We start from the raw sequence: 25,566 nt of genomic DNA on the forward strand, positions 1-25,566 counted from the left end.
TCACAAGCACATGAAGAGCACCAACATGCTCGAGCGGCTGAACGAGGAGATCCGCCGCCGGACCCGGGTGGTCCGGATCTTCCCCAACACCCACAGCTGTCTACGCCTGGTACGGGCCCTGGCCGTCGAAATCCACGAAGGCTGGCTGGAGGACAACCGCTACCTGAACATGGATCTGCTCAAAGAGCACAAGAAAATCCTGCTGAGGCAGGCCGAGGCCGCCTGAGCCATACCGACCAACCGAACATGGCTGACTCACTTCTGCACAACTTGACGCACACAACCCCCATAAATCAAGCACCCCGCCGCCCCCTGGCCGATCACCCACGCAAAACAACACCCCCCTGTAGGACGCCAGCCCCCTGGCCGATTGGATGTTGGACAGGCCCCATCGGCCAGAGGGCTGGCCTCCTACACCAAATCTCACCCCCTGTGGGAGCGGGCTCGCCCGCGAAGCCCCCGCCAAACTCGAAAAACCACCAACCTACCCAACCAACGACACCACCGCCCGCCGCAACCCCTCATCCACACTCACCGGAGGCTCCCACCCCAGCGTCTCCCGCGTATCTGAAATATCCACCTGCAACGAATCCAGCAACCGCCGCGCCATCTCGCCGCGCCCCATCACACGCGCCCCAGCCCGCAGCAGCAGCGGCGGCACCGGCACCAACCGCGCCCGCCGTCCCATCACCGCCGCCACCCGCCGCAACAGATCGGTGGTAGAAAGATCCTCCCCATCCCCCGCCAGAAACACCCGATCCGCCGCCGCCGGATGCTCCAGACACGTCACCAGCAGATCCACCAGGTTATCCAGCCCCACCAGCGAACGCCGATTCCGCGTAACCGCCCCCAGCGGCAGCGGCACGCCCCGCGCCACCCATTCCATCAACTTGCCAAAGTTGCCCGGCGCATTCGGCCCGTAGACGAGCGGCGGCCGAACAACCACCACCTCCATCCCCGTCTCTCGGCTCAACTCCACAAACCCCTGCTCCGCCTCCCACTTGGATGCGGCATAGTCATCCTCCGGAGCCGGCGGATCATCAAAACGAAAAGGGCGCTCACTCGAGCGCCCCAACACACCAATCGAACTCAGAAAAACAAACCGCCGCACACCGGCCTGCGCTGCCTGCCTCGCCAACTCCAGCGTCCCGTCGACATTGCACCTGCGAAACTCGGTTAAAGGATCATCGGCCGCCTCATCCAGTACATGCGCCCGGGCCGCCGCGTGGACCACCGCACTCACCCCGTGCAGCGCCTCGCCCCAATCCGCGCCCTCCTTCAGCGAAGGCGTAACGATCCATTCCGCGCCACGCGACAACGCCCCACCCCGTCGCGATCCGGCACGCACATCCCACCGATCGTCCCGCTCCAGGCGATCCACCAGCGCCGATCCGACAAAACCGCTCGCACCGGTGACAAGCACACGCCCCGTCATCCCTCACCACCCGTCATGCCTCAGCACCCGTCATTGCGAGGGCCCGAACGGCCCGTGGCAATCTCGATCCACGCCCCCATCTACCGAATGCAACCACCCCAGCCGCCGCGCCACCCGCGGAAAATGATTCCGCACAGCCGCCCGCCCCGTCTGATGCGCCAGACAGTACGCCGATCGCATCACCGACAACCCTTCCAGCTCGCGGTACACCCGCCAGGTGTACCCTGCCGTCGTCAACTTGTTCGAAGAAACCGACCCCGACCGGACCGTATACCGAACCAGCGGCTCATTCAGCCCATGCGCAAACTCCACCTGCTTCAACAGCCAAAGCCACAGTCCGTAATCCTGTCGCCGATCAATCAACGGCATCTCCACCTTGCCGAAGAACCCGGTGTCGTACATCACCGTAGAACAGCCAATGTAGTTGGTCTTCAGAAGCTCTCCATAACCAACCCGCTCCGGCACCCCGGCCGCGGACAGCCGCCTCCCCTGCTCATCGACCCGCTCCATCGCCGTAAAGCTGAACACCACACCTCGCTCCATCAACGCCACCTGCCGCGCCAGCTTATCCGGGGCCCAGGCATCGTCGCTGTCCAGAAACGCGATATACCGCCCGCGCGCCTCGCGAATGCCCGTATTGCGCGCCACCGCCGGCCCACCGTTACGCTCGAGCCGCAACACCCGAATACGCGCATCCTCCGCCGCCATCGCCTCCACCCGTGCCACCGAGTCATCCGTGGAGGCATCATCCACCACCACCAGCTCCCAATCCGGCAGGCTCTGCCCCTGAACCGAACGCACGCCCGCCTCGACCCGATCCGCCGCGTTGTGCAGCGGCATCACCACCGAAACCCGCGGCGTTGACGAACCCCCACTGGGCCCAGGCCCACGTTCGACCGAATCACAACCCATCACAGAGCTCCCCAAGGCTCTGCGGAACCGCCCCCGTGCGCCGGATCTCCGCGGCCTCCGCTTCGGTGATCCGGGGCGCAATCGCCACGTACTCGGCATTCCAGCCCTGGTAGGCCTTGTGGGCGCTCAAAAACCGGTTCGCCGCAGCCACCAGAGTCGGAATGGACCTGGCCAGCTTCTCGCCCTGCCGTTTGCAGGTGCCGAACCGAATAGCGCTTTGATCCTCCGAGACCGCCACCAAATCAATCTCCACGTCCGAGCGATCCCAGTACCCCCGAATCCGTTCGGACAACGCAAAGTCGCCCAGACCCAGGCGACTGCGCTCCTCATAAAGCTGCGCCACCAGATCCTCCAGGGCATAGCCTTCAACCTCGCGCAAACGCTCATCGGCCTGCGACACAAGCATGTCCATCGGCCGAAAAGCCGAGGCCGAAACCGGCTTCTGCAGCGCAGACAGCCACGCGCGCAGAAAATTGTCGCGAATATAGTAGCGCCCGCTGCGAGCCTTCGGTCGCGCAAAGATCGGCAGTCGTCGCTCGATCATCCGGTACCGCTCGCTGAGGATCTTCAGATGTCCGCCTACCTGACGCGCCTCTCCCGGGCCGGAGACCTCGGCCAGATGGGCCTCGATCGCCGCGTTATTGCAACCGGGATGCGATGCCAGAAACTGCAGCACCATGTCGTAGCGCCCCCGCAGCTCGCGCAGGAACCAGTTGTCCGCTTCATTGCGAAGCGGCGACGAACTCAAAAAGAACAGCTTGCGCAGTACCGTCTCGCGGTCCGCATCCAGCACACCCTGCTCGTAGGCATCCCGGTAGAACTTCGGTACCCCCTCGAACAGGTTCCAGAGGAAGAGCAGTCGTTCGGGGTCCTCGTCCGCATGTGCGCGCAGAATCTCCAGCACCGAGCCGATATCCAGATGCCCCAGCTCGAGCGTATCCGTGGCCCGGTTGAACAGCGGCGCCTGCCGGTCATCCAGCAGCGCCGTCATCTCCGCATGCAGCGACCCCAACACAATCAATCCGCCAGGAACCTGCCCCGCCCGAGCGCTCAGCCGGTCCACCTCCGCCTGCAGGAGCGAGCAGAAGTCGAACAGCGGCTTGCGATGGAAGTACTGGAACTCATCCAGCGCTACCACATACCCCGACTCCGCCAGACTCGCGATCAAGCGGGCCAGCTCGCCCAGGCTATGGACACGCTCCTCCAGCCCGAACGTCTCCAGGTAGCCGTTGCAAGCCGCCACCACCCCCGCCGGGTCCGAATCCGGAATCTGGATGTACAGCGTCTTCGAAACACCCGCCGCCTGCAGCGCCTGCTGAATCAAGGTCGTCTTGCCAATCCGGCGCCGCCCCGAAATCTGCAGAAAGAACCAGCGCCGTCTGGACAGGATCTCCTGCAACTGGCCCAGCTCCGTCTGCCGACCGTAGAACGCCCACTCTCCGGATTCCGCCACTCGGACACACCTTAAGGTAAAAATTCTTACCTTAAGTTACGCGGATCGATTCGCCTCATCAACACAGCCACTTACGAGCCCTCGTATACGTCCTGCCCTGATCCACGCGAAAAGGCCCGCCACCTGGCCTCCACCCACGCCACCGAGTCATCCGTGGAAGCATCGTCCACCACCACCAGCTCCCAATCCGCCAGCCACTGCCCCTGAACCGAACGCACGCCTTCAACCACCCGATCCGCCGCGTTGTGCAGTGGCATCACCACAGAAACCCTCGGCGTGGACGAATCCGAACGGGTCACAAGCCCACCCTCGACCGGATCACACCCCATCACAGTGCTCCCCGTGGCTCTGCGGAATCGACACGCACCCACATCCCGGCAAACCAGCACTCACGAGCGCCCCCGTGCACGTCTGGTCCACACGCAGCAGTCCCGACATCTAAACAACCTCGCCAATCTTTTCCCAGCCCAGTACCCGCACATCCTTGCGCTGGTGCTCGCCCTCTCCCCCGTAAATCAGCGTAGGCGAACGGGCCATGTCACCGGCCAGCGCGGTCCAGCGCTCGAGCCCGGTGAAGAAATCCCGGTTCAACGTTTGCCCGGACTTGATCTCCACCGGCACCAGGCCACCCGCCCACTCGATCAGCAGGTCGACCTCATTGCCATTACTGTCGCGCCAGAAGTGGAACAGCGGCGGCTCGCCGCGATTCAGAAAGGCCTTGCGCAGCTCCGAAATCACGTACGTCTCGTACACCTGCCCACGTAGTGGATGCACCACCAGCTGTTCCGGCGTCTGCACCCCCAGCAGCCAGCACAACAGCCCGGTGTCGTGGAAATACAGCTTCGGCGACTTGATCAGCCGCTTGTTGAAATTGGCATGGTGCGGCCTCAGGAGAAACAGCACATAGCTGGCCTCCAGCACCGAGATCCACGCCTTGGCCGTGTTGTGGGTAATACCGCAATCGGTCGCAAGGGATGACAGGTTCAACACCTGACCACTGCGCCCGGCACACAGCCGCACAAAGCGCTGAAAGGCGTCCAGATCCTGCACCTGGAGCAATTGCCGCACATCCCGCTCCACGTACGCCGTTACATACGCCGGAAACCAGTGCCGCGGAGACACCGGCCGGTCATACAATGCCGGGTAACCACCGGTAAACATCATCGCATCCAGAGCCGTTGGTGCCTGCCCGGCCTCCACCAACTCCGCATGGCTCAACGGCAGCAACTCCACAAACGCCGAACGCCCGGCCAGCGACTGCGAAATCCCCGACATCAACCCGAATTGCTGCGACCCCGTGAGCAGAAACCGCCCCATGCGACCATCGCCGTCCACATGCGTCTGCAGATAGGAGAACAACTCCGGTGCCCGCTGAACCTCGTCCAGAACCGCCCCATCGGGGCACTGCGACAGAAAACCGCGCGGATCATCCAGCGCCAGCGCCCGCACATCTGGATCTTCCAGGGAACGATACGGGCGATCCGCCATCACCGAGCGTGCCAGCGTCGTCTTTCCGGACTGGCGCGGCCCCGTGATCGTGACGATGGGAAAGCCGCTCAACAGCTCCCGGACCAGTATTTCGGCTATGCGCGTTATCATGCGCGTACGCTACCGCTATTTATGCAGACTGTAAATTGAGATAACCATTTGCATAGATCAACGCGGAACGGGGCCACCGCTCATACGCGTGACAAGCACTCGCCCCGGCATCCCTCAGCCCCCGTCATTGCGAGGGCCCAAAGGGCCCGTCGCAATCTCGATCCACACCCCATCCACGGCGTGCAACCACCCACGCTCGCCAACCCAATCCCGTGTAGGAGGCCAGCCCCCTGGCCGATAACCCACGCCAGCCAACCCCATCGGCCAGAGGGCTGGCCTCCTACAACGAATCCTGCCCCCTGTGGGAGCGGGCTCGCCCGCGAAGCCCCCGCCAAAATGGCCCCCGAAAATAATCATCCCAATCTCGGGTTTGACGGGCAGCACCAAGGCACAACGTACCGTCGCGCTCCCCAAGCCGATTCCGATACCGCGTGGCACGCGCCGCCAGTGCCTTCATCAGACGGCCCATCGCGGCCACCTCTTCGCCCGGCCCCAGCAACAGGTGAACATGGTTGGTCATCAGGCAGTACGCATACACCCGAATCTCCAGCGCACTACTTAGCTCCCGCAGATCCTCCAGGTACCGCTCGTAATCCTCGGCCCCGGCAAACACCACCTGCCGGTTATGTCCCCGCTGCACCACATGGTGCGGCATATGCGGCAACACCACTCGCGCCATCCTTGGCATGCCTTCCCTCCCTGGTCATTCCTCCCGACCGCCACATCCATGCAGCGGAAAATAAATCTGTCCCCGTTTTGGTCGGATCTGCCCACTAGCTTCGCAGGTCATGAACTTGTATCTGGCCTTTTGATGGGCCTCGCCGGTTATAGAAATCGCGGGCAGATCGCGACAGTGTGTCGCTTGCCAGGCTGCCATCGGGGATACGGAAAGCCCACAATTCACAACCCACCCCAAACATTTCGAGATTCTCCAGCGCACTACTGAACCAGCTAGCAATCACAGAGGGCGGCCTGGCCTCCATCAACAGGCTCAACTCATACGGGACTTGCATACGCTTGCAGGTCACTCCGGTTTCCCGGCTAACGCGCTCGAGCCAACGGTCGCTCTCGGCCGGGTGAGGAACGTAGGTCCACTCCAACTCAGGTTTATGCTCCACGGCCTCGCGCAACCAACGGAGATACTCTTTTTCCGAAACCTCCCCCCGCTCGACCAATGGCGCTCCCAGAAAATGAGCCGTTGAGCCCGTCCCCGTCTGCCCCATCCCGTACGTGGAACGCAGCCAACGGTATTCGTTGCCAATCACAGGAAATCCGGCCTCTTCCGCCAGCGTCCGGTAGTGCGTAAACATCAAATTCGGCCGGCTTCTGGGCATAAATCTGCCGTAAATCAGTCGATACAGTGATGCCGCTGCCAGATTCACCAGCCGGCCTCTCTTGGCAAAACCAAGACGCCAATCCGCCGCCGCGCCCCATTCGGCACACGCCCTCAAGTACGAGGCCGTGCTGGTACCGTCATCGGCGAACACGATGTGCGTCCCCGCTTTCGCTGCGAGATACCGCATATCGCGGTTCCACTGATTCGTAAGCAGGACCATCCGGATAGCATGAGAATCAAAGCCCGCCAGGATACGTAATACCGATCGCCGATTCCGCCGCAATGCGTTGACGGCCCCCCAGGGCTTCCCATCGGGCGCAGGGAGCTCGAGATGCAAGGGAATCACTTCGTCAAACGCAGCAGTCAACGTCTCAGGTAGGCCCGCGGCACCAGCATAGTGTTCCCAGCGCCTCTGGAATAGAATCAGGACCGCCCTGGCATTGTGGGCACCAAGTGCTTGTCTGGCCTCGACCGCGTTCAGGACCTGTAGTGGCGTGGAGGCGAGATACAGCTCGACCCCTTGCGCGTTGATGGCCTCACCCTGCCCCATTGGTAGTCTCTTCATACTGACGCACGGCATCGAGCAAGGAGTCTCGAGCTCGGATGGAGGAGAATGTCATTGCCAGCTTTCTTGCGCCGCCCAATGCATCGACTCGCCCGGGCTGCTCCCGGAAGAGTTTATTCAGCCAACGCCGGCTCCGGCGCGACAGCTCCTTCTCTACAAGCCCAAGTTCAGATCCAGCCAAGACTTCCGCGGCATCCGCGCGACAGCGCAACAGAGAACGCCACCACCCGGCGACCGCACCTTCATCTTTCGCGACCCTCGTAATCGAACCCGGCGTACGCCGCCAACGATAGACGGCTCCACGGAAATAGCTCGTACGCCGCGAGCACAAATGGGCCTGCAGCACAACCGGCATGTCCTCGTAACAATCCCACTCGGGAAACCGCAAACCGGCATCCAGCCAGAATGAGCGACGATACACCTTGGCCGTAACGACGGTATCGGCCAGAAGCTCCCGCTGAATTCGCCAATCCACGGGGCCGGATTGCAGAGTCCCTAATCGGGGGAACACCTTGCGCACGGGCTGATCCGCGTCACAGCGCAGCATCCGCCCCAACACCATATCCGCTTCGTCCCGGGCCGCCACCGACAACAGTCGCCCGAAGGCACCGGCGGGGATCACATCGTCCGCATCCACGAACGCGAGGAATCGGCCCCGGGCTTGCTCAACACCAGCGTTCCGGGCACACCCCGGGCCCCGGTGGGGAGTCTGAATGAGCTGCACATTGGTAGGGGATCGCTGCCACCTGTGGACGACATCCGCCGTCCCGTCGCTACTGCCGTCATCGACCACGATGATCTCCGTGCCCTCGACGCCGGCGACGTTCAGCGAATCCAGACATTCTGGCAACCACCGTCCGGCCTGAAAGGCAGGAACGATGACCGATAGCAAAGGGGCGTTACCACTCGCATCAGCGGGCATCGGCACTCACGGTTCCGTCCGGAGACACCGCGTCCCGCCCGCTCTCCACAACATACTGGCTCTGCATGCCGGGAACAGGTCGAACATCGATCCCGCTTCCGCTCGCGTGCCGACGATAGAAGGCATCGGCTGCTCGGAAAATTGCCGCCTGGTTCGCCTCGCGCTTTATTGACAACGTACTTTCGAAGGCGGGCACGCGATAAGCAACCAGCTGGAGATCCCGCAAATCGACGGCCTCGAGATGCTCCAGTGCCGAACAAAACCAGCTCGCCACCGCCGCCGGCCGTCGTTGCATGGTGGCAAGCGCGATCTCGTATGGCAGACCGAAACTACGGATCTCGATGTCGAGCTCTTCCGCGACCCTGCTCAGGAATTCCTCGCTCTCCCAAGGGTGCGGTACGTAAACCATCCTCGGAGCGCCATACGAATCCTGATGCACGCGACGCAGCCAATCGATGTAGTCAGCAAATGGCACGCCGTCTCGATCGACCAGGGGCGCCCCCAGGAAGTGCATCTCGTTAGTATCTGATGATTCCCCTTCCAGCTTTCCCCGCAACCAGTTCAGCCGATTGGGGTCCCAACGTGCCGGCGGCAACGGCCAAACCTCCGCAACGGTGAAATAGGTCTGAGCTCTGGGGTAAGCCAATTTTAGAGCGGCGGTGTCAATTTCCATCGTTCGCGCCGTCACAGGGGGCACCCCCCTGCGAAGTTGCAGCCACGCATCCGCTGCCCTAATGAGACCAACGCCGCGTCGTCTGATGCGCCGCCAAAGCCAAATAGAACCCGGGATTTCCTTCACCAACGACCGAACCGAATCCGTGATCCTATGGCGCCCTGTACTACCCTTCCAAGCGTTTTCTCCCGGTTTCTCCCGCCCTGCCGCTTCCCGCGCTGAATCCTTGCGAACCAGCGTGGGCGTCATGGTTCCATCATCCAGCCAGATCAGCTCCCCTCCACACAACCAGGCAGCAACCTGACGATTGACCGGCACCCGGTTCAAGGCCGTCATGACAAGCCTTGAACCCCGAGCCCCGGCCAGATGGCGTTGCCAGTCAACGCGATGCCGCTCACGCCTTAGCACCGAGGCAAGGCCCAACACTCCGGTACGCAGCGACGGCGTCATCGCCAGCCAGATCACTCGGCCCCAGTCACCGATCTCGTCAAGCGTACGTTCCAGAGTCTCACTATTAACACTGGCCTGCTGGAACACAGCCACCCAAACATCCTGTGGCGGAACCCCCCAGTGGGCACAGGCTTCTCGTATCTGCCACACATGCATGGGGGAATTGATCACGGCCACCGCAACAGGGCCCGCCTCCGCAGAACCTGCGGTTTCATGGGCGTCGCTTGACGCAGGACCATCTTTTCGCGAGAAGATGGCCCCCTTCATCCGGTTGACTCTTTGTGTTCCACACCTTCCGCGAGTACCGAAGAACAACCCGCCTGGTACTCCAGCGCTCGGGCAAGCCGTCGACCAATCTCGCGATCATTCTCCTCCGGATCCAGCTGCTCGGCGGAAAGGCACGGGTTGATATAGGCGTCGAGATGCCCGGGGAAGCTGAGATGGGCCAGTCGCCCAAGGTAGGCGCGAATCTCCTCCGGGAGCGGGGCACGTCCCTCCCGAATGGCCCTGAGTGCTTCGTGCGCCTCCAGGCGGGTACGAACCGGAAAGATGGCCGGGGCCGACTGATACAGGATATGGCCAAACACAATGGCCGGCTTGCCCTTCAGCCAGGCCTCCCAGGCAGCCGCCCCCGTCACGGTCGCCACCGCTCGACACTCACGCTGCAGCGCAAATGAGTCCCAGTCCATCGGCACGAGCGTGACACCCGGCGTATTGGCTAGTGCGTCATGCCAGCCCTCCGGCCGAAGAGCGAGTTGCTGATGCGGATGCTCTTTGACTGCTAGCCTCCAATTTGCCGGCAGGGCCTCCGCCAGAAGCCGCACGGCCCGCAGCTGATCCGAAAAAAATCCCCCCAAGGGATTCGTACTGGCCTCGGGTTGCATGTGCAGCGGGAAGTAGATGTAATTCTCCGGCAATTTCACACCCTGAGTCAGTGCTCCCAGGCGCCGCTGGTTCGCACGCTCGGCCGCCAACAGGGTACGCATCACCTGTACCTTGCGGCGTCGCGGCCCGATGCGGGCCGCCAGCCACCCCATTGGTCCTCGAACCCTCGGGTGGATAAATGGACGCGCCCACTGGGCCGGGCGGCTTATCCCGCGCTCAGTCATTCGCTGTGTCGACAGTTGTCCAAGTGTCTTGCTGCCTAGAACCACCTCCCGGTGAATCTCTTCCAGGTCGGCCGGCAAAGGGCGCAACGCGTCACTCTCGGAGATGTCTTCCGGACGAAGAACCACCCCGTCGGCTCCATACACCGCATGATGATCAAATAGCTGTGCTGGAATATAGAGACGGGCGCTAACCCCTTGGACGATGGGCAAACGGTAAGGGATCACGGCGGGCAACCCCTTCGCCCTCGCCAGCAAATAGACAATCAGGTCATCGACCAAATGCGGGCAGTTCGAATTCACATATCCCGTAAACGACCGCTTCTCCATCAAATCCGCCCAGTATGCGATTCGGTTCCGCAGTGCGTGGCGTCTTTTCTCATTGACTAGGTAATTCGGTGACTCTGCGTCCGATTCAACTTGCCCTAATCGTCGCCCCATCATCTCGAGAAGCAAAGATTCATAAGGGGCGATTACCTCGTAGGCCTCAAGACCCAGGGCTCCGACACTAGAAACTGCCCCAGTCTCGTAGGAAATTGAAAAATTCCAGTCAACCGCATGGATACGCTCATCAGCCACATAATGCTTCGCGGAACGCGACACAAGCGTCATCTCGCCCTCGGAGTCTTCAAGCAGCGAGTGGACCACACCTGGGCCATTTTCCAAATGCGTAAAAACCGATGTGTTCACTGGAGAGAACGGAAAACCAAAAACGATCAAATGCCCGCCTTTCGAGCCAAATCTCCCATGCCCCCCGGCCGAAACACCAGAACTCAGCCGCCTCACACTGTCACCTCTTGTAAGGATCGAACGGCGGTTAGACCACGCGAACCGACATAGCCGCCCCACTCCGCGAACTCGGTGTACCCGGACACAAAGAGGAAATCCATTCCACGACCAGCGGCAACCTCATGGTCATAGCGTGCATCGCCCACGAACAATGCCGGCTCCTTCCATCCATGTTCATGGGCCGCCCTTACCACCAAGTCGACCTTGTCTTGCGGGTTCCCATAAATTCCGTGAAAGTGGCACGCTACCCCCTTCTCGTCCAGAACCCAGCGCACCTCCTCTTCGGCACCGCCGGAAACTACGAAACGCCATGCGTCTGTCGGCAGCCTCTCAAGTATTTCTACGGCCCCTTCAGCCACCGCACACGATGCCAAGCCGTCCTGCACGCACCTGGCGTATCGCTCCAGCAACTCCTGATAGGCTGTTTCAGATCTCGGCTGCTGGCCCACGATCCGCTCCAGGAAGTAGGCGAACTTCAGCTGACGGGAGACACCGCCTTGCTCCCGGTGGTAACGCACCAGTTCGCGGGCCGCCTCCTCTCCGTACGGCAGAGCGGCCTCGTAAAATGCTTCAGTTTTCACTCGATTCGAATCCAAAAGCACGCCGTCACAGTCGAAAACAAACGTTCCGTACTCCTCCAACCGATGACGCATGCTAGCCACGATCCATCTCCAATGCTCGTTCCACACGGGTCACGTCTTCTGGGACATCTACCGCGATCGACGTCCCCGACGCCAACACCATCCGCACGTCATATCCGAGCTCAAGAAACCTCAAAATTTCGATATCTTCCTCTTTCTCAAGGGGCGTCTTACACTCATGTGCTGCAAACGCTCGAAGCGGCTCTGGCGGGAACCCATAAATACAGACCTGCCTCTGACCCTTCTTAAATATCCCGTCCTTGTTCCCCGGGATTGCCGCCCGGCTCATATAAAGCAGTCTGCCATCAGGCCCTACCACCACCTTCGGAACCGTCAAACTGACATAATCCCGGCTGTCGGTAATCGGACACATCGCGTTAACCACCATACCCGGACTCTTACCCGCGACCTCTATCACCTTTTCAATATCACCCGGCTCAACCAACGGTTCGTCGCCTTGCACGTTAACGTAGAGCCCTGCCTCCATCTCCTTCGCTACCTCGGCGACGCGATCCGTACCCGTCATACAATCACTAGAAGTCAAAACCCAGCGCATCCCATGTTGCTCACAGTGCTCGACAATGCGGCCATCATCGGTTGCGATGACCACACCAGCTTTTCCTAACACTGGCGCACACCGTTCCCAGACCCGTCGAAGCATCGACTTACCCTTAATCTCTACCAACGGCTTTCCCGGAAACCTTGACGAGGAAAACCTCGCCGGTATAACTATTAAGCTATCCACAACACCTCCACTAAACGCGATTTAAATCGCTAGCGGGCTCAATGCTCGAATGGCACCAAACTAGGCTATTCTCACCTACTCTTTGTTATACAACTGCTTCAAAGCAATGGCCATCTCGTAGTCTTCATAATGATCAATATCAATTCCCGCGATCTTACCAACCTTGTGCATCCAAGGCTTATTCCCAATAAAATATCCTTCCTCAAGCGTTTTCCGCTTGTCTCTCATATAGAGACCGTTCGTAACCCGATACCAGTTCGGAAGGTCTTGACTAATAGTGTGGTACTGGTCTGCACGATAGTTCAACGCCGCCTCTTCATCCCAGAAATAGTCTTTAACGAGATTCACCGAAACTAAGCTATCATGCGAACCTTCCGCCATAACTTTACGTTGATAGCACTCGAACCCCTCAGCATATTCAATCGGGTTCATCAACGGAACCACGACCGTCACCCACGCAAAATGCGCCGTTGGAATATCTTTGACGACCCCCGTAATGACCTCGCTGAAAGAAGCCTCGTGCCCGCAACTCAGGTAATCGCTTCGAGGCAAAAATTCAACACCCATGTTCCTCGCAGTCGACTTCACTCGCTCGGAATTCGAGCTCAGAAAAATCCGATCGCCCTCCTGAACACGCTTGAGCTGCTCAACTTTCCACTCCAATAGATTATTCTCGTCATCAAAAGGAAGGAAAATCTTTTGTTTTATACGGCTACTCCCTTCTCGCACCGGAACAATCACTGATATGTCTCTGAAGTCACTCATTCAACATCTCCATTATCCCGCGACACCCTCGACGAAATATATCCACATCCACCGAATACGCCAGATATCCGAACCCATTCGCACGGAAACCCTGCGCAACATCTACTCCGTCACAGAATGTCCCAAGCACCACTCCCCTCGCTTTCGCCTTGACCGAAATTTCCTCAATCAACGCCACTACCTCCGGAGAATCTACTTCCCCAATTCGCCCAATCGATTGGGATAAATCATAAGGTCCTACAAAAAGCACGTCGAATCCTTCGACCCCAAGAATGGAGTCCAAGTTGCGAACTCCCTCCATTCCCTCAACCTGGAGCACCACGATGGCTTCGTTAGAGTCATTAAAATAGCTTACCCTATCCTTTGCCCCATATCCTGCTGCACGCACAAACCTACAAACACCCCGATCCCCTTGCGGAGAGAAACGAGCCGCTCTCACGACCTCCCGGGCCTGATGCGCGTTATTTATGTTCGGCACCTGAATACCGGCCGCCCCTGAGTCCAGCGCACTTCCGATCGCGTGGGGATCGCTCCCGCTAACCCGAACAATTGGATGCATCGATGTCAAACGCGCCGCACGTACGTGATCGTGAACACGTTCCCAGTTAGCCGGCCCGTGTTCCATATCCAATATTATGAAATCCAAACCAGCCAAACCAGCTGCCTCTACAAATGAACTGTCGGTGGTCTTACTGAAGACCCCGATCGCCCCCCTTTTCTTTATATATTCCCTAAAAGTATTCAAACCGACCTCCACCAATCTTTCTCTCATGTGAGCGACATTCACTAGGTGCGCACTTTCCATGCGCCCGCTGAGTCAACTCGTTCCATAAAGCGTTTCCATCCGCCGCATGTACTCATTTGTGGACAAACTCAGCACTTCACTAACCTCCTCGTCGCCTTCTATCAAACCCGCTTCAAACAGTTGCGCCGTAATCCGGTGCCCCCCCTCTAAGCTATCGCAAAACACCAGTGACGCCACATCGATTGCGCCTCTTCCATACGTTTTTTCGTGGGTATCGCGACTTAGAAAAAAATTCGAATTGAAAATCTTCAATCTGTTCAGAGGAAATCCCAGAAGATAGAACACCAGATGCGGGACGTGGTTGACTGATTCCTTAACGTATCGATTGAGATCCTTATCAGGCGCACGAGCAACTGATCTCACCAGCCCCCCTCCGACAACGCTGCATTTTTCGCCTTTAAATAAAACAAACCGCACAGCCGCCGGAAGCTTTATCGACGGACTACTGTGGCTCGCCTGGCGCAAGATCCGGGTTCGTATTTGGATCAACGATGTAACATCAAACCTCGATCCGTGCCGCGCCACATTTGAATTACCCAACGCGTCAATTGCATTCAACCTTACCACCACGTCGAATTCGTCTATCTCGGCTCCATTCTTTTCGTCTCCTGGCGCTGGCGCGACGATTGCCACAGATTTTCCTCTGAGGTAATCACAAAGCTCCTTTTCATCATTGGTCATTGTATCCACAAAGTACTGCCTAAAGAAATCGAGATCGCCGCTCAACAACCGCTGGTACGCTTGAACGCCTTGAACCCTTTTCGGTGCTACGTCGTTACGCCGTACAAGCTTCGCAACCAAAGAAGAAGCCGCTTCTTTATCACGGTATTCTACCGCCTTAAGACACGCCATCTCCAAAGTTTGGAGATCCGTAGTCTTTTGGGAAGACTCCATAAACAAACGTGCCGATCTCTCTCGTATGGACACCGCAAGCGAAAAGCGCGCCCTCCACAGAACCAAGATTTCCAAGCAGCGGAGATCCCACCCAGTAAAGCCAGAGGAGGAAAGGTTTTGCTCTAATGAAGACAAGAAGCTGTCAACCTCGGATGCCACCCCACTATCGGTCCTTTCCAGCAGGCGCTTCGCCTCGTTATATAGCTGATGCGCTTTCTTTGCATCGCTATCGAACACCTGGTTTAACAGGTCTAGCTGGAGGCCCAATTGATTGTTCTTATGGCGCTCGTAGTCCAATATACATTGGCTTCGCATCAACAGGATTCTTAATTGCTCATATCGACTGGTCCCTCGCTCTAGTTCTGACAACGCGGATTTGAATGAATCGGTAATGGAGTGCGCGGGCACACTCCCAAGCACTTTACTACCAAGGACAGGTTTTTTCTCCTGATGCCGAAGGTTAAAACGATGGACAACGCCTTTACCGAGAACCAGCGGTTTTAAGAAATAGATAGCTGAGGAACTTCCAAATCTGCTTTGTCCTTTATTCAAGAGGTCAAGGGCTTTAAGGCTTTGATGGTCAGCGCTATAGGCCCTTACGACGACCCCCAAATCTCGCAATCGGTAGTCGTCTTTCACAAGGCTCAGGAATGTATCTGCCCGCTCGGCTGCAAGGGAATACCGGCGATTGAGACGAGCAGTAGTTACTGCGGCCCTCATTAGTTGAGGATGCTGCGGATAACGAGCCAGGGCTCTGTTAATCAGTGATTCCGCGCGCTCGTACTCTTCGTTTTCGGTAAGGACTTGAATGCAAAATAGTGCGTTGCGTAATGGTATCTTCTGATCAACATCCGGCTTGGCCTTCAAATACGAATTAACAATCCTCAGTGAGTCTTTGGAATTGCCGGACTCTCGTAGATCACGCGCTCGTTGAAGTGGGTGCGGTTTTTGGTACACGAATTGGTAGATTCGTGTTCGGAGTGCGCCAGGAATACAATGGCGAATGATTTTCGGAGTTGCTCTACGTGAAACATCCAAGACGATACGAGAGCGTTCATTAAGTAATTGGTTTATGCCAATTTTCATATGATCGTTTTACCTGTCTATATGTAGGAAGATCACCCTCAACGGATTGAGGTGGACCCTCGAGTCGCGATTCCGAGCATTAAAAGCAAAGTCCTAAGACATGCCGGGCTGTGTAGCTCATGGGGCATGGTTGCGCTTGGAGGCGTTATCACGTTTTTTATATTTCCGTACTTCGAATTTACTTGGTTTATTGTGCGACCCAGATCTGGACAATGTGAGCCAATCGGCTAGGGTGGTGGTGGCCGTTTTTATTAACGTCGGCCTATATTCCCTAGCAAGGCGTAGTAAGGCCGGCGCCACGCCACAGCGCTTCACCAAGCGAGCGTCTAGGTCGGCCGATCCAGGCAATTGTGAACGCGGAGGCACCATGACTGGGGGCCCGGTGACGGCACCATCCAGCCACCCGCCTGTTTGAGTGTTCCTGGACTCGCATTCGATCTAAACGGATCGTGCTCAATTGGCAGAGCCGTGTACGACGACGGGGTTTGGAATGGATCTCTATTTCATCCAGGTTGTTTCTGTATGCCGTTTGCCGGGAGCGACTTTAAGCATCATGGGCGCCGGGGACGGGTTTACCGTATCCCTCAATGTTTTGGGGCAACGCGCGGTGCATGTTCTGTAAGGCCCCCTTTCTGTTCATAGCCACCCCTCACTCCCAGGGCGATCCACCGACACAGTTGTGTCCGGGGGAGAGGCAAATCCCACTACGCCCCGCTTATTTACGTGGCTGTAACCGCTTGCATTTCGATATGAACGCAACGTCGCTTCATTATGCTCCTTAACGTGAATCTCGCGTGACTGGGCGAGAGTCGCGGTAAGTGGACGAACAACACCCCTGATAGAAGAAACGGGCGAGGGACAAGCCGCAAGGTAAGAACCCGGTTTTAATGTTCGACTAATTTCCCCGGTGAGCGAATAACCTGGCCCGATCCATCCATGAGTGCGTCTGAAGACGCATAGACTGTGGATTGCCGGACAGTACTCAACGATGTGAGAGTGATCGCCACAAGCGGTCGGTGAGTAGGCGTTTCGGAGTACAGACGCAGTGCCCCTTCGAGTTCTTGGTGCCTGGGGTCACCGTGTGCATGCCCGTCGATACCCGCGAGCAGGATCGCCGTTGCGCCCGCTGCGTTTGCGTAGGCCGCTGCATAAAGCAGCGTCAGGGCCGAGGGCACGATCGCGGTCCGGCCCGTTACAGCGAAGCGACGCGAGTCCACCTGAATGCCGTAATCTAGATGGGACCAGTGCTGAAGCGATGACCGGGCCTCTGCCGGAATGGCTGATCGCGGTGCGATCAGCGTACCCGTGTGCGCCTCGTAAAGGTGTTTTTCCAGCAGAAGGCGTTCTGGGGTGCAGGTGCTCCAGGCATCCACTAGGTCGGCTGAGATCCACGGATTCCAGTTGGTACTAATCACGTAGGGGCGTTCCCGCACGATGAACTGCTCCAGCGCTGCGCGATGTTCCCGTACTTGACCCCCGGAACCAAGAATCAGAACGGCTCGCCCGTCGAGATACCCGGTCACATCCAGCGCGCCCTCGTTTTCTGGGACATGGGCCGTACTTGCTTGGTTGAGGATCTGAGGGCAGAAGCTTCGAGCGTCCAGATTACCCAGCCGTTTCAGAGCCGCAATCACATCCTGATGACTGTAGCGGTCGCTCGTCAGCATCTCCTGCACATAGGTCGGATGGACATTGTAGAGAGCAGACAGGTGGTAGAAGATGTTGGGCCCCCAGCCGTGATCCTGCTGAAGCCCCCCGAACTCGCTTACGACCAGATCCAGGAGGACGTCGATGTCTCCGCCGGTCCGCAATTCTCGCCGATCCAGTTCGAGCAGCAGGGTCTCGGTTCTCAGGTTCCCTGCACCGCGCCCCATGCCGAGAACCGTGGAATCCAGCCATGTGCATCCCGAGTGGTAGGCCCGCATCGTATTGGCCAGTGCATTGCCCATGTTGTCATGCGTGTGGGTGCCAAGCGCACCACTCCATTGACTACGGAGGGCATCAACCATCGCGTCGATGTCCTCCGGTTCCATGTTGCCGAACGAATCCGCAAAATAGAGCACGTCGAGCGGAAGAGTGGTGGCGAATGCTGCCTTGGCTTCCAATTCCCGCCGGCCGCGGCCGGTTGCCTGCATCAGATTAAGCCCCACCTGGTATCCGAGATCCGACAATTCCCGGATGACAGGTGCGCAGGCTTCAACTTCGTTGAAATGCGCGGCGATCCTGACAAGGCTGACCGGCGACTCTTCTGCAGGCGCAAAAAGATTATGAACCACTTTCTTCGGTGCATCCGTCTCCAGAAGTTCCTTGGCATTACACATGACGCCAATGGTCAACCCTTCCGGAATCGGGAGGCTGGAAAGCCATTGGTCACTGCTAAAGGCGTATGGCCCGTAGAAATCATCCACTTTGCGCGATCGAAAACCAATCTCGACAATGTCGATACCCGCTTGCCCCATGACCGAAAGGTAACGTTCAACAAGCGAGTCCGAAAAACACCAACCGTTGTAATACCCGCCGTCTCGCAACGTGCAGTCAAGAATTTTCAAGTTTCCCATCATACATTTCTCTTTTAAACGAGCACCCCAGAAGGAAGCTCAATATCTTTCTGCTACAGGGTAATTGCTACCAGGCCCTCCAGCCCCACTGAGGTCAAGACTCGCGGGGTCCAGCATGGGCACAGGCGCCGAAGCACACACCCTGCTTACCGCTCGTACTTTTAACGTTGGCACTGGCCCACCTTGGGCCTGGGCGCACTTCATTCTCGTCTCGAGGCACGATTGCATGTCAAATCCAGCTGATCCAGAGCATGCTTGATCGGCTGGACCAGTCTAAAGGCCTGCGAGTAGCGTTCGCGTGCGCAGCAGGTCTCGAATTCCGCACTGCACGCCGCCAGTTTCATCTGATCGAAAGTGGCAGCGCGCTCGTCGTCCTCACGCGACCGTCCCCAGCGCTCGGAGATTTCCTGGAGGACCTTTAGATGCTTGGGCTTGGTTGCCCACCCCGCACCGGCGGGCTCAAGCGCCCACCGACCCCATTCGAGTAACCGGGGCTCATTCCGGTCTGTCATCACTGTGTTCAGAGGCCCGATATCCGGGGTGGTAAAGGCAAGTGGCATGCGCGCGAGGTGTTTCCGCCAATTCTCCAGTCGTTCCTGCAGCGCCGCAAGGGCTTGCTCACTGGCCGAGTCGTTGGCTGCGATACGTGCACGGGCCAGCATGGTTTCGTCCAGCCGCTGCCATAGCATGAGCCGCGATCGGGTATACCGTGCGACCAGGTTTTTGTCCGGAGCAACCTCAAGCAATCGACCGCGAAGCTCGTCGCACGCCGCGGCCATGTCGCCCTGCTTCTCCCGCATGCCCTCGGGGATCTCGAGGAGATGGCAGGCGAAACCTCGTAGTTCCACGGCCCCCAGCCACCGAGGCGCAGGCAGTCCGCGGGGTTGCTTGGCCAGCAGGGTCGCCTCGTGGGCGGCAAGGGAGGCGCGGTTGTGGCCGTATAGCTTAATGAGAAGGCCCGGGCGTTCGGGTACATCGCAGCGCAGTACTGCCACGCCGGCTACATCCGTTTGAATCCAAAGACTTGCCACCTTGTCTGCCAGTGTCTGACCACAGACCTCGGCAAGGACCTCGGGTACCCAGTGCGCCCGCTGCTCGCGTTCGAGCAGGTTCCAAATCGTCCCCTTTTTCGTGTCTTGGTCGGGAACGAAGGCCGTTGCGTGGAAAAACAGCGCATCAATCTTGCCCTTCTGGCTGTGCTGTTTCTCCAGCCCCGAGACGAGACTGGATAAGCGATTAAAACCCTGACGGGAGAGGAGCAGCGCGATGACCGCAGGGATCAGCCCGGGGGGGTCGAGGTACAGGAAGTCAATCACCAGGTAAGCGAACGCCAGCATGAAGCCAACACCCGAAAGGACGCCCATCCATCCGGTCAGGTTGTCTTCGAGGCGTGTTCGAAAACCCGGGCTCACCGCGAGCGCGCTCAGAAGCGCAACGGCTACCAGGAACACGTACCCCGCGGCGATGAACGCGACGCTTTGGTACAGCCAGAACAGGATGGCCACCGCCAGCAGCAGGAACACCCCACCCGCCATGACTTCGGCATGGCGCTTGTAGGCGCGCGCCGCCAGTTCGTCCTGGTTCTCGAACAGCACCATCTTGCGGCTGCGTGTCAGTAGGGTTTGCGAACCCCTTTCGCCGCCCAAGTCCACGACCCGTTCGGCCAGCAGGTACAGTCCATAGAAGGCGACCGTGGCGGCACTCAGCCAGACAATCAGGGCATCGCGGTCGAACTGCTCGAAAGCCGGCGGGAAATAACGCGGGATGCCGTCCGACCCCAGCAGGATGATGACCTTCAGCGGCAGGAAGAAGGCCAGCAGCATGGATAGCTGCGACACCAAGGTAAAGAACACCACCCCGCTGGTCGCGGCCGGGGCCGCCCAGAAAAACTTGGCGCCCAGGCGAGCATTCCATTTCAGGCTGTCGAGGATGGCGCGGATCAAGGGGTTGTTGCCTGATTGGATGCCGTTGTTGGTAACCGGCCGAGATCCCGGCTCTTCGCTTCGCGGCGGCCGGGATGACGGTTGGGACAGCAGCCGTGTTGCATGACAGAGGCGTCGTGGCCGAGGCGGCGACTACCGGGGGTTGCATGCCCTATCCGCAGCGCGCCCACCCCGTAGGAGCCTGCTTGCAGGCGAAGGTCCCTGCCCATCTCTGACGCGGGCAGGGGCTTCGCCTGCGAGCAGGCTCCTACGGGGGCGAGGGTTGGTGCGTTCCTGGTCATTTACGGGTTGCGGATGAAGCCCATGGCTTCGAGCTTGAGCAAGATGCGGTGGGCGGCTTCGTCCGGGGCCATGTCGCGGGTATCAATGCGCAGCTCGGGGTGTTCGGGTTCCTCATACGGGTCATTGATGCCGGTGAATTCCTTGATGAGGCCGGCGCGGGCCTTGGCGTAGAGGCCCTTGCGGTCGCGCGCCTCACAGGTCTCCAGCGGGGTGGCGACGTGGACCTCCAGGAAGCCGCCGTGCTGCTCGATGCGTTCGCGCACGCGGCGGCGCATGTCGGTGTACGGGGCGATGGGGGCGCAGATGGCGCAGCCGCCGTTCTTGGTGATCTCGCTGGCCACATAGCCGATGCGCTGGACGTTGATGTCGCGGTGTTCCTTGGAGAAGCCGAGTTCGCTGGAGAGCTCCTTGCGCACGATGTCGCCATCCAGCAGCGTGACGGCGCGCCCGCCCAGTTCCATCAGCTTGACCCGCAGGGCATTGGCCATGGTGGACTTGCCGGAGCCGGACAGCCCGGTGAAGAACACGGTAAAACCCTGCCGGTGGCGCGGCGGGAAGGTGCGCCGCAGCTCCTGGATGACCTCCGGGTAGGAGAACCACTCGGGGATATCCAGGCCCTCGCGCAGGCGGCGGCGGAACTCGGGGTTGTCGAGATTGAGCGTGTGTTCGCCTTCGCGTACCTCGTTGGCCGGCACGAAATCGGCGCGGTCCTGCACATAGGTCATCGCCTGAAACGGGACCATCTCGATGCCGATTTCGTCGGCGTGGCGCCGGATCAGTTCCTGCGCCTCGAAGGCGCAATAGAAGGTCTGGCCATCCGGGCCCGGGTCGGGGCTGGCGTGGTCCTGACCGACGATCAGGTGTGTGCAGCCATAGTTGCGGCGGATGATCGCGTGCCACAACGCCTCGCGCGGGCCGGCCATGCGCATGGCCAAGGGCAGGAGGCTGAGCTGGGTGGTCTGCTCCGGGGCCTGGCGCAGCACGTGCTCGTAGCATCGCACGCGCACGAAGTGGTCCACATCGCCCGGTGCGGTCACGCCCACCGCCGGGTGAATCAGCACGTTGGCCTCGGTCTCGCGCACGGCGCGTCTGGTGAGCTCCACCTGCGCGCGGTGCATGGGGTTGCGGGTCTGGAAGGCGACCACGCGGTTCCAGCCGAGCTTCTGGAAGTACTCGCGCAGCTCCGTGGGGCTGTAGCGGTAGTTGCGAAAGTCATGGTGGACCGGGGGCTCCAGGCCGTGCAGCGTGCCGCCCAGATTGACCGGGCCGGCGCGATGCATCAGCTCGTTGACGCCGGGGTGCGCGGTATCTCGGGTGCCATACACGAGCTGCACCTCGCGGGCGCGATCCGGCCACCAGCGATGCTCCACGTCCATCACGGCGATCAGCATGCCCTCGGCGTCGCGCAGGGCGATCCGGCTGCCCTCCTCCACCTGCGCGGCGAAGGCTTCGGTCACGTCCAGCGTGATCGGCATCGGCCACAGCGTGCCGTCGGCCAGGCGCATGTTCTCGAGCACGCCGTCGTAATCCGCCGGGCCCATGAAGCCCGTCAGCGGGGAGAAGCCGCCATTCAGCAGCAGCTCCGCGTCGCACTGCTGGCGCTCCGTCAGATCCCAGGAGGGCATGTCCCGTGCCGCATCCTTCAAGTCGCGGGCAGTCGCCTCGTCTACATAGCGCTCGCAGAGCGTGCCGCCATACGGCGTAATCAATTCCATTCCGTCATCCGTTCTCGTTCTACCCCCTGTAGGAGGCCAGCCCCCTGGCCGATTGGGGCATCACCAACACCCCATCGCGCAGGGGGCTGCGCTCCTACAGGGAAATGCCACCGCCATGCGGCGTGATCCATTCCATTCCGTCATGCGTTGTCGTTTTACCCCCTGTAGGAGGCCAGCCCTCTGGCCGATTGGGGCATCACCAACACCCCATCGCGCAGGGGGCTGCGCTCCTACAGGGGGGATTCGCCGTTTTGCTGGATGTCCACGCGTAGTTGCTCGATCTCGGTCATCAGCGCCTCGTGCTCGGCGCGTTTGCGTTTGAGCAGGTGATACGCCAAGCGTGCCTTCTCCTGCAGACCGCCCGGGGTCAGCTTGTACAGGTAGGCGGAGCGATTGTCGGATCGGCGGAAGTTCTGTGTCTTGACCCAACCGCGATCCAGCAGCGCCTTCAGCGCGTAGTGGGTCTTGCCAACGGAGAGCCCCAGCGCCCGCGCGATCTGCCGCTGGCTCATCTCGGGGTCCGCCTCCAGCAGGCGAAGTACCTGGTACTGGGTGTCGTCGTTGATCAACCTGCCGGTCCAAAGCCGCCCAGCGGCGACTGCGTTCACGCATTGAGCGCGCATTGGACCACGCACCATACCCCGCCGCAAGCCAACGCCTGTAGGAGGCCAGCCCCCTGGCCGATAGGGGCATCACCAGCGCCCTATCGCGCATGGGGGCTGCGCTCCTACGGGCGGGAATGCTCAAGATCCGTAGGACGCCAGGCCCATTGGGCGGGGGAAAGCCCCGACAACGCTTGTTAGCGGAGCAGAAATTCCTGCGGGGTCCGCGCGGGAACGAGCGAACCGGCGAAATCCTTGACGTTGCGCGTAATGATGGTCGCGCAACCCGCGCGCTCGGCAGTGGCGGCCACCACGGCATCTTCGAAATCCGTCCAACCGAGTGACCGGGCTCGTTCGAGCTCTGCGCGTCCCACCGCGCATACGTGCAAATGCTGGAGCAGCCAGCTCAATGCCCGATCAGCGGACGTGCGATCCGCATACCGCGCAACCAGGTAGTGCACCGTGGTCGCCGCGTGGGCGCTGATTGCACCCTCTTCTTCGCCCTGCAGAACTTGTTCCAGAACTGCCGCCGACACTCGGTAATGCGGCTCGCGCTTTTGCAGAACGTCCAGCAGGACGTTCAGATCGAGCATGATCACGATTGATGCTTGTCGCGCAGGTGGTCGTGATAGGCCTGCTCAGCATCCACATCAGGGGGGATCAGGCCGGTGATGGCTTCCAGCTCGGCACTTGGCGTATGACGCTCCAGAGCGCGAAGGCGACGCAGATGGCGATCAATCACCTCGGTCATGCTCATACCGTGCGCCTTGGCGTAGGCCTTCGCGAACTCCACATCCTGCTTGGGCAGGCGCACGGTCACCTTGGTGGTTTCCTGTTCCACGCGATCACCTCCCAGCGTGTATGGCAAAGACAATGAAATTGTACGGCACGGGTTCATTCACATCCAGGACGAACTCGACCCGCTTGCTCTTTCGCTGTAGATCCCGGCTCTTCGCTTCGCTGCGGTCGGGATAACAAGAACGTGGTCAGGCGCCGTAGCCCCCTGTAGGAGGCCAGCCCCTGGCCGATGGGGCCTGTCCAGCACCGCAATCGGCCAGAGGGCTGGCCTCCTACGAGGAAGGCTTCGGGATGTAGTGAACGGCTGCAAGCCCGTCGAAATCGGCGTCCTGGGTCCAGAGGTCGGCCTGATGGGCGCGCGCGGTGGCGTAGATGATGCTGTCGGCGAGCGGGAGGCCATGTTGGGCGCCGAGACTGGCAGCGGACAGGGCCAAAGGCCCCGTGAGTTCGACGAGTTCGCCCTGCTGCATCAGTGCGGCCGCCTGCAGGGCCGCCGCCTCGCCTCGTTGCTGGAGCACCCGTTTGAAGACTTCATAGAGGCTGATCGTGGGCACGATCAGTTCTGCCGTGGTCTCGATGGCGTCTGCAAACACATCGGCGTTGGGGCCGTCGGCAAAGTATTCCAGCCACGCGGACGAATCGACCACGTTCACACGCGGTCTCCCTCGCGCGGGATGTCGGGGTCAATGCCCTTGAGAAACCCCCGCATCTCGCTCATGCGCCGTTCGGGAATCAGTTCGATACGGTCGTCGTACGCCACAATCTGGACTTTCTGGCCGGCACGAAGATGCAGCGCCTCGCGTACCGCCTTGGGGATGACGACCTGATATTTCGGAGAGATGGTGACGGCTTCCATTTCAGCACCTTGATCGATCGATCATTCGTTTTACCAATGTAGCATCGATGCCGTAGACGAGCGAGCGGTCCTTCGCCCCCTGGCTGATTGGGGCACCACCAACGCCCCATCGCGCAGAGGGCTGCGCTCCTACAGGCGGGAATGCCCCAAGAATCGTAGGAGGCCAGCCCTCTGGCCGATTGGGGCATCACCAACGCCCCATCGCGCAGGGGGCTGCGCTCCTACAGGCGGGAATGCCCCAAGATCCGTAGGAGGCCAGCCCCCTGGCCGATTCGAGCAGCACCAGCGCCCCATCGCGCAGGGGGCTGCGCTCCTACAGGCGGGAATGCCCAAGATCCGTAGGAGATTCTATGTCTCTCCACAAGGGGTCTTAGGTTGGTAATCGGTCTGATTGTTCATCAGGGCGAAGGCGACGCGGGCCAGCTTGCGAGCCAAGGCATTCAGCGCCTGGGTCGTCGCCAGGCCACGGTCCAGGCAGCGCTGGTAGTAGTCGCTCCAGGCGGGTTTGGACTTGGCCTGCATCGCGGCCAGATAGAGCAGCCGTCGCAACTCTGGATCGCCCTGTTTGGTGAGTTTGCGCTGCCCCCGTTTTGTGCCGGAGTCGCGGATGCGGACATCCAGCCCCAGGAAGGCGAC

The 25,566-nt window shown here is 59.9% G+C and carries 24 protein-coding genes and 1 pseudogene; 1 reads left to right on the forward strand and 24 read right to left on the reverse strand.

Annotated features, from left to right (window positions below; all coding sequences use genetic code 11):
• Positions 1-226 (forward strand): transposase (locus D105_RS14300; protein WP_026279207.1); only part of this gene is annotated, 226 nt, incomplete at its 5' end.
• A 258-nt stretch (positions 227-484) separates the two neighbouring features.
• Here the strand turns inward: D105_RS14300 and D105_RS0113195 are convergent.
• From D105_RS0113195 to D105_RS0113305, 24 genes and pseudogenes are all read right to left on the reverse strand, one after another.
• Positions 485-1,435, reverse strand: coding sequence for an NAD-dependent epimerase/dehydratase family protein (locus D105_RS0113195; protein WP_018878709.1), 951 nt, complete (start codon positions 1,433-1,435; stop codon positions 485-487).
• A 30-nt stretch (positions 1,436-1,465) separates the two neighbouring features.
• Positions 1,466-2,347, reverse strand: coding sequence for a glycosyltransferase family 2 protein (locus D105_RS0113200; RefSeq protein ID WP_081619326.1), 882 nt, complete (start codon positions 2,345-2,347; stop codon positions 1,466-1,468).
• Positions 2,337-3,746, reverse strand: a complete 1,410-nt coding sequence (locus tag D105_RS0113205) for a DUF234 domain-containing protein (RefSeq protein WP_026280502.1) — start codon at positions 3,744-3,746, stop codon at positions 2,337-2,339. The genes D105_RS0113200 and D105_RS0113205 overlap by 11 nt, the downstream gene beginning before the upstream one ends.
• A 125-nt stretch (positions 3,747-3,871) precedes the next feature.
• Complete coding sequence (locus D105_RS0113210; RefSeq protein WP_038032997.1) at positions 3,872-4,057, reverse strand: glycosyltransferase; 186 nt, start codon at positions 4,055-4,057, stop codon at positions 3,872-3,874.
• Between the two features lie 181 nt (positions 4,058-4,238).
• Complete coding sequence (locus D105_RS0113215; RefSeq protein WP_026280504.1) at positions 4,239-5,399, reverse strand: ATP-binding protein; 1,161 nt, start codon at positions 5,397-5,399, stop codon at positions 4,239-4,241.
• 382 nt (positions 5,400-5,781) lie between these two features.
• A pseudogene (locus D105_RS14305) lies at positions 5,782-6,087 on the reverse strand (transposase); the annotation flags it as partial.
• Positions 6,088-6,172: 85 nt separating this feature from the next.
• The gene (locus D105_RS0113225) at positions 6,173-7,285 is read right to left on the reverse strand and encodes a hypothetical protein (protein ID WP_018878715.1); all 1,113 of its coding nucleotides are present in this window, start codon (positions 7,283-7,285) and stop codon (positions 6,173-6,175) included.
• Positions 7,272-8,222 carry a glycosyltransferase gene (locus tag D105_RS15300; RefSeq protein WP_018878716.1) on the reverse strand — a complete coding sequence of 317 codons (951 nt, stop codon included), beginning with the start codon at positions 8,220-8,222 and terminating at the stop codon, positions 7,272-7,274. The genes D105_RS0113225 and D105_RS15300 overlap by 14 nt, the downstream gene beginning before the upstream one ends.
• Complete coding sequence (locus D105_RS15305; RefSeq protein ID WP_231366856.1) at positions 8,212-9,612, reverse strand: hypothetical protein; 1,401 nt, start codon at positions 9,610-9,612, stop codon at positions 8,212-8,214. Before D105_RS15305 ends, D105_RS15300 begins: the two co-directional genes overlap by 11 nt.
• Complete coding sequence (locus D105_RS0113240; RefSeq protein WP_231366857.1) at positions 9,609-11,171, reverse strand: hypothetical protein; 1,563 nt, start codon at positions 11,169-11,171, stop codon at positions 9,609-9,611. The genes D105_RS15305 and D105_RS0113240 overlap by 4 nt, the downstream gene beginning before the upstream one ends.
• A 62-nt stretch (positions 11,172-11,233) precedes the next feature.
• Positions 11,234-11,893 carry an HAD family hydrolase gene (locus D105_RS0113245; RefSeq protein WP_018878719.1) on the reverse strand — a complete coding sequence of 220 codons (660 nt, stop codon included), beginning with the start codon at positions 11,891-11,893 and terminating at the stop codon, positions 11,234-11,236.
• 1 nt (position 11,894) lies between these two features.
• Positions 11,895-12,626 carry a 3-deoxy-manno-octulosonate cytidylyltransferase gene (locus tag D105_RS0113250; protein ID WP_081619327.1) on the reverse strand — a complete coding sequence of 244 codons (732 nt, stop codon included), beginning with the start codon at positions 12,624-12,626 and terminating at the stop codon, positions 11,895-11,897.
• Between the two features lie 75 nt (positions 12,627-12,701).
• Positions 12,702-13,391 (reverse strand): cytidylyltransferase domain-containing protein, encoded by a 690-nt coding sequence (locus tag D105_RS0113255; RefSeq protein WP_018878721.1) that lies wholly within the window; start codon positions 13,389-13,391, stop codon positions 12,702-12,704.
• Positions 13,384-14,178 (reverse strand): HpcH/HpaI aldolase/citrate lyase family protein, encoded by a 795-nt coding sequence (locus D105_RS14965; protein ID WP_196801068.1) that lies wholly within the window; start codon positions 14,176-14,178, stop codon positions 13,384-13,386. The genes D105_RS0113255 and D105_RS14965 overlap by 8 nt, the downstream gene beginning before the upstream one ends.
• A 30-nt stretch (positions 14,179-14,208) precedes the next feature.
• Positions 14,209-16,176, reverse strand: a complete 1,968-nt coding sequence (locus D105_RS15150) for a hypothetical protein (protein WP_155987717.1) — start codon at positions 16,174-16,176, stop codon at positions 14,209-14,211.
• 884 nt (positions 16,177-17,060) lie between these two features.
• Positions 17,061-18,737: a hypothetical protein gene (locus tag D105_RS0113265; protein ID WP_018878723.1), complete on the reverse strand. Its 1,677-nt coding sequence runs from the start codon at positions 18,735-18,737 to the stop codon at positions 17,061-17,063.
• A 197-nt stretch (positions 18,738-18,934) separates the two neighbouring features.
• Positions 18,935-20,677 (reverse strand): hypothetical protein, encoded by a 1,743-nt coding sequence (locus D105_RS0113270; RefSeq protein WP_018878724.1) that lies wholly within the window; start codon positions 20,675-20,677, stop codon positions 18,935-18,937.
• Positions 20,678-20,958: 281 nt separating this feature from the next.
• Positions 20,959-22,674 (reverse strand): bifunctional sulfate adenylyltransferase/adenylylsulfate kinase, encoded by a 1,716-nt coding sequence (locus tag D105_RS0113275; RefSeq protein ID WP_018878725.1) that lies wholly within the window; start codon positions 22,672-22,674, stop codon positions 20,959-20,961.
• A gap of 230 nt (positions 22,675-22,904) precedes the next feature.
• Positions 22,905-23,243, reverse strand: a complete 339-nt coding sequence (locus D105_RS0113280; RefSeq protein ID WP_018878726.1) for a MarR family EPS-associated transcriptional regulator — start codon at positions 23,241-23,243, stop codon at positions 22,905-22,907.
• A 230-nt stretch (positions 23,244-23,473) separates the two neighbouring features.
• On the reverse strand, positions 23,474-23,875 hold the full coding sequence (locus D105_RS0113285) for a PIN domain-containing protein (RefSeq protein ID WP_018878727.1): 402 nt from the start codon (positions 23,873-23,875) through the stop codon (positions 23,474-23,476).
• Entirely contained in the window at positions 23,872-24,117 is a 246-nt protein-coding gene (locus D105_RS0113290) for a DUF6364 family protein (protein ID WP_026280507.1), read from the reverse strand. The genes D105_RS0113285 and D105_RS0113290 overlap by 4 nt, the downstream gene beginning before the upstream one ends.
• 229 nt (positions 24,118-24,346) lie before the next feature.
• Positions 24,347-24,727, reverse strand: coding sequence for a type II toxin-antitoxin system VapC family toxin (locus D105_RS0113295; RefSeq protein ID WP_018878729.1), 381 nt, complete (start codon positions 24,725-24,727; stop codon positions 24,347-24,349).
• Positions 24,724-24,930: an AbrB/MazE/SpoVT family DNA-binding domain-containing protein gene (locus tag D105_RS0113300; protein WP_018878730.1), complete on the reverse strand. Its 207-nt coding sequence runs from the start codon at positions 24,928-24,930 to the stop codon at positions 24,724-24,726. The genes D105_RS0113295 and D105_RS0113300 overlap by 4 nt, the downstream gene beginning before the upstream one ends.
• A gap of 348 nt (positions 24,931-25,278) precedes the next feature.
• The coding region (locus tag D105_RS0113305) for an IS110 family transposase (RefSeq protein WP_026280508.1) at positions 25,279-25,566 on the reverse strand (288 nt) is incomplete at its 5' end.

This window comes from Thioalkalivibrio sp. ALE28 (assembly GCF_000377425.1).
In the GTDB taxonomy this organism is placed as follows: domain Bacteria; phylum Pseudomonadota; class Gammaproteobacteria; order Ectothiorhodospirales; family Ectothiorhodospiraceae; genus Thioalkalivibrio.

Bases quoted from the DNA above. Each gene is read 5' to 3' on its own strand.
- D105_RS0113195 (WP_018878709.1), bottom strand. From the start codon at position 1,435: ATGACGGGGCGTGTGCTTGTCACCGGTGCGAGCGGTTTTGTCGGATCG.
- D105_RS0113200 (WP_081619326.1), bottom strand. From the start codon at position 2,347: ATGGGTTGTGATTCGGTCGAACGTGGGCCTGGGCCCAGTGGGGGTTCG.
- D105_RS0113210 (WP_038032997.1), bottom strand. From the start codon at position 4,057: ATGCCACTGCACAACGCGGCGGATCGGGTGGTTGAAGGCGTGCGTTCG.
- D105_RS0113215 (WP_026280504.1), bottom strand. From the start codon at position 5,399: ATGATAACGCGCATAGCCGAAATACTGGTCCGGGAGCTGTTGAGCGGC.
- D105_RS0113225 (WP_018878715.1), bottom strand. From the start codon at position 7,285: ATGGGGCAGGGTGAGGCCATCAACGCGCAAGGGGTCGAGCTGTATCTC.
- D105_RS15300 (WP_018878716.1), bottom strand. From the start codon at position 8,222: ATGCCCGCTGATGCGAGTGGTAACGCCCCTTTGCTATCGGTCATCGTT.
- D105_RS15305 (WP_231366856.1), bottom strand. From the start codon at position 9,612: ATGAAGGGGGCCATCTTCTCGCGAAAAGATGGTCCTGCGTCAAGCGAC.
- D105_RS0113245 (WP_018878719.1), bottom strand. From the start codon at position 11,893: ATGCGTCATCGGTTGGAGGAGTACGGAACGTTTGTTTTCGACTGTGAC.
- D105_RS0113255 (WP_018878721.1), bottom strand. From the start codon at position 13,391: ATGAGTGACTTCAGAGACATATCAGTGATTGTTCCGGTGCGAGAAGGG.
- D105_RS15150 (WP_155987717.1), bottom strand. From the start codon at position 16,176: ATGAAAATTGGCATAAACCAATTACTTAATGAACGCTCTCGTATCGTC.
- D105_RS0113265 (WP_018878723.1), bottom strand. From the start codon at position 18,737: ATGATGGGAAACTTGAAAATTCTTGACTGCACGTTGCGAGACGGCGGG.
- D105_RS0113275 (WP_018878725.1), bottom strand. From the start codon at position 22,674: ATGGAATTGATTACGCCGTATGGCGGCACGCTCTGCGAGCGCTATGTA.
- D105_RS0113300 (WP_018878730.1), bottom strand. From the start codon at position 24,930: ATGGAAGCCGTCACCATCTCTCCGAAATATCAGGTCGTCATCCCCAAG.